This is a genomic window from Flavobacteriales bacterium, assembly GCA_013214975.1.
Taxonomy (GTDB): Bacteria; Bacteroidota; Bacteroidia; order DT-38; family DT-38; genus DT-38.
In genome coordinates this window covers 1-3,930 of the sequence record JABSPR010000130.1, presented here as the reverse complement: position 1 = coordinate 3,930, position 3,930 = coordinate 1, and the positions used below count along the sequence as shown (strand labels likewise).

5 protein-coding genes are annotated in these 3,930 nt (G+C 35.9%); 2 read left to right on the top strand and 3 right to left on the bottom strand.

The window, feature by feature from the left end; all coding sequences use genetic code 11:
• On the bottom strand, window positions 1-233 hold a 233-nt coding region (locus HRT72_04855; protein ID NQY67037.1), incomplete at its 3' end, for an SAM-dependent chlorinase/fluorinase.
• Window positions 234-333: 100 nt separating this feature from the next.
• On the opposite strand from HRT72_04855, the gene HRT72_04850 reads away from it, so the two are divergent.
• A complete protein-coding gene (locus HRT72_04850) occupies window positions 334-1,293 on the top strand; it encodes a PhoH family protein (protein NQY67036.1) in 960 nt (319 codons plus the stop codon).
• A gap of 1 nt (window position 1,294) precedes the next feature.
• Window positions 1,295-2,263 (top strand): phosphoribosylaminoimidazolesuccinocarboxamide synthase, encoded by a 969-nt coding sequence (locus HRT72_04845; protein NQY67035.1) that lies wholly within the window; start codon window positions 1,295-1,297, stop codon window positions 2,261-2,263.
• Here HRT72_04845 and HRT72_04840 read toward each other — a convergent pair.
• Together HRT72_04840 and HRT72_04835 are read right to left on the bottom strand one after the other, a co-directional pair.
• Window positions 2,250-2,906 (bottom strand): DUF5011 domain-containing protein, encoded by a 657-nt coding sequence (locus HRT72_04840; protein ID NQY67034.1) that lies wholly within the window; start codon window positions 2,904-2,906, stop codon window positions 2,250-2,252. The genes HRT72_04845 and HRT72_04840 overlap by 14 nt on opposite strands.
• An 84-nt stretch (window positions 2,907-2,990) precedes the next feature.
• Window positions 2,991-3,930: patatin-like phospholipase family protein (locus HRT72_04835; GenBank protein ID NQY67033.1), on the bottom strand; the 940-nt coding region annotated here is incomplete at its 5' end.

Here is a 3,930-nt window from a genome sequence, read left to right as displayed (position 1 = left end):
CATCGTCCATCTCGTAAATCGGCATCGATTCCTACAATGTGTATGGTGCCTTCGGGAAAAGCAGCGTAACTGTTTTTGAGAATAAAGGAAGCTTGTAGAATATCAAACTTGGGGACATTGTGAGAAATGTCAACAATTGTACTTGTTGGTTCCTGAGATAGAATAGCGGCTTTAATAAGACTAACGTAATAGTCTTTTAAGCCGAGGTCTGTTGTTAAGGTTATAATTGCCATTTAATTATACCGCGAAAATTCTTTAGAATTCCTTTATTTTGCTGTATCAAAATTAAATAATATTTAACATCTTCTAGAAGGTGTTCAAAGACTTTGGAATTTGGCTGATAAAAACAACGAAAAGGAGATTAGAATTGAATACATCGATCCGATAGATCTGTTCGGAGCAAACGATAAGAATCTCAAAATTATAAAAGAGAAATTCCCCAAGCTAAAAATCATTGCCAGAGGCGATACGGTTAAATTGGTTGGCTCAAAATCGGAAATTGAAAAATTCGAGGAGAGACTAGAAAAGCTTGTGAAGCACTTTAATAAATACAATGCATTAAATGAGAATAACGTGGAACGTTTGATGGATGGAGAGGAAAAGGTTGTAATGGCTTCTTCGAAAGAATCGAGTTTGATTTTGGTTCATGGCGTTGGTGGCAAAAAGATAAAGGCACGAACAGTTAATCAGCGAAAGATGGTTGATAGCTCTCGGAAGAATGATATTGTATTTGCAATTGGACCAGCAGGTACTGGTAAAACCTACACTGCTGTGGCCTTGGCTGTTCAAGCACTCAAAAACAGGGAAGTCAATAAAATTATATTGGCTCGTCCGGCAGTTGAAGCTGGAGAGCATCTTGGTTTTTTGCCTGGAGATATGAAAGAAAAGTTTGATCCCTTTGTACAGCCGATTTATGATGCTCTTGGCGATATGTTTCAGCATGATAAATTGAATATTTTAATGGAGAGAGAAATTATTCAAATTGCACCTCTTGCGTACATGCGAGGAAGAACATTGGATGAGGCCTTTGTGATTCTAGATGAAGCTCAAAATACTACAAAGGCTCAGTTGAAAATGTTTTTAACTAGACTAGGTAGCTCAGCAAAGTTTGTAATTACTGGCGATGTAACCCAAATAGATTTACCTCGAAAAAATGATTCAGGCCTAATGCACGCAAAGAATCTCTTAGAGGGCATTAAAGGAATAGATTTTATAACCTTAGACGAAAAGGATGTTGTAAGGCATAAATTAGTTAAGAAGATAATAGTAGCATACGATAAAGACGAACAGTAATATGAATAATACACTTACCGAATCATCATTTAATTTTTTAAAGCAGAAAAGTGTCTACAAAGGTAAAGTCCGTGATGTTTATAACATTAACGATGAACTTCTTGTAATGGTGGTTTCCGATCGTATTTCAGCTTTTGATTCTATTCTTCCAAAGGGTATTCCTTATAAAGGACAAGTATTAAATCAGGTTGCAAAGAAATCGATGGAGCTTACTAAAGACGTTGTTCCCAATTGGATAATAAATGTTCCAGACCCAATTGTAACTATTGGGAGATTGTGTAACCCATATCCAATCGAGATGGTTATACGTGGTTATTTGTCAGGTCATTCTTGGAGAGAGTATAGCAGTGGAAAAAGAATTCTTTGTGGTGTCGAAATGCCCGATGGGATGAAGGAAAATGATAGATTTCCAGAACCGATTATAACTCCTGCAACTAAAGCAGAGGAGGGTCATGATGAAGATATTTCTAGAGAAGACATTATTGCGCAAGGCATTGTCTCGGAAGCAGAATATATTCAGCTTGAAACATATACAAGAAACCTTTTCGCCAAAGGGACAGAGATTTCGGCTGAGAAAGGTTTGATATTAGTAGATACTAAATATGAATTTGGTAATGCTGGTGGCGAGGTTTTGTTAATAGACGAAATACACACACCTGATTCTTCACGATATTTTTATCAGGATGGTTATCAAGAAAGACAGGATAGTGGAGAAAAACAAAAGCAGTTGTCGAAAGAATTTGTTCGTGAATGGTTAATTGAAAATGGATTTCAAGGTTTAGAAGGACAGTCGATGCCTCCTATGCCGGATGAGTTTGTTACTGAAACTTCAGACCGATATATTGAGCTTTATGAAAAAATATCAGGCGATTCTTTTAATAGAGGGGATCTGTCGAATATTGGGGAACGAGTAGAAAAGAATGTGAATGCTTTTTTAGAGAGCTACTATTCCGAAACTACATTTTTGTAGCCGTAGATGTACAGTTTGTGGAACCGCCAGCAATTGCGTTAATGGTATATTTGAAATCTAAGACATCATCTTGAACAAAGATTCCAAAGCCGCTAATTGTCGTGTCTTCTGTCGAATTGAATTGTTCATTAATAACTACAGAGTCTCCTTTAATATCCATTAAAACCATATCACGGAAGTGTTTTGGATCGAAGTTTAATACTACAAGTTCAAATAAATTCCTATTCGATTGATTGTAATAACTCGTGTCTGAATCTCCAGTACATCCCACAACAGTCATGAACTCGGTATCAAGAGTATCGACCAAAAGACTGGATGCATAAGACACATTAATAACTCTTTGCTCCATGTCCATATTATCACAATCGTCAGATACAGAATAAGTAATAATATACTCACCAACGTTATCGGAGCTTACCTGAGTGGCTCCAGAAATTTCTATCGCAGAAGTTAAGTCTCCGTCTTCAATATCTCTAGCGGTAGCCCCTTGCTCAACGTATTCTTTACCTTTAATTACAGTTAAATATTTTGGCCCAACTAGTTCTATTACCGGCGAGTTAGGATCGTTGCAACATCCTGATATTAAGGCAATAAGGATAGCAGGTAGAAGGTGAGGAAGATGAGTTCTAGTTGTAGTTTTCAAAGGAGAAATTTGTCTTGTTTTTTGATAAAAATATACTATTGCTATCCGTGAATATAGCTAAAATAGGAGTGTTTGTCTAATATCTTAATTAAGTAGATCCATTAATTCTTTAATGGAATTTTGATTGTCAGGCTGCATAATGGCATCTGTAATTTGATTTTTTTCTTTTGCTGTTAAGTGAAAGCTAAGGGATACTTCTCTTGAGTTATCTGATCTCATTTGGAAATTTATAATATCAATGTTGCCATCAAACCAAGAACTCGCATATTTAATTAATTCGTCGTTTGTATAATCTTGGGTCTTGGTAATATTGGTGTAAACGCTTCCTAAAGGAGTAAGTAAGTTTTCAACCATCGACCTCAATGAATAGTCTTTATTGACTTTGTGCTTATCGGTATCTCTTAATTGAACTATCACAACACCACTAGTGTTCTTCTCTATCCAGTCTTTAAAGTTGTATAAAAAGTTTAAGCTAAGTTTTATACCAAAATTATCTCTTATGCCGGCATCCATTACTTCAATAGGAGGGTCGGTTGGTAAAGAAACTGCAGGTAAAACATAAGGGAAAGTAGCATTCATTCTTAATGCAGATGTAAATTTTAAATTATCTGCATTTTGGTCTTTAAAGAGTTTTCTGAACTCGATATTTTCCAAAGATGCGTCGTTTCTTACGTTTCGTTTTGGGTTATTATTACCTAAATAGGAGATGTTTTGAGATGATATTAGTACTCGGCGCCCGTCGTTAACTACCGTAGGAGAGAATATCATCATTGGAATAATAGACTCAGCTTCCGGTACCTGATAATCGATTAGTCTCTTGTCTAATATATATTTTGTGTTCTTGTTAAGTTGTTTTTCGAATGCATATGCTCGGTCTTTTCGATACTCATAAATCCCATCATTGAACTTCTGAAGACGCAAGTATAGATCGTTTATTGCAATAGAGAACGCAACTGGATTTAGTATGTCTTGTCCTAGATTTGAAAGGTGTTCAGGTGCATATGGATTAACATTTTGTGTTTTT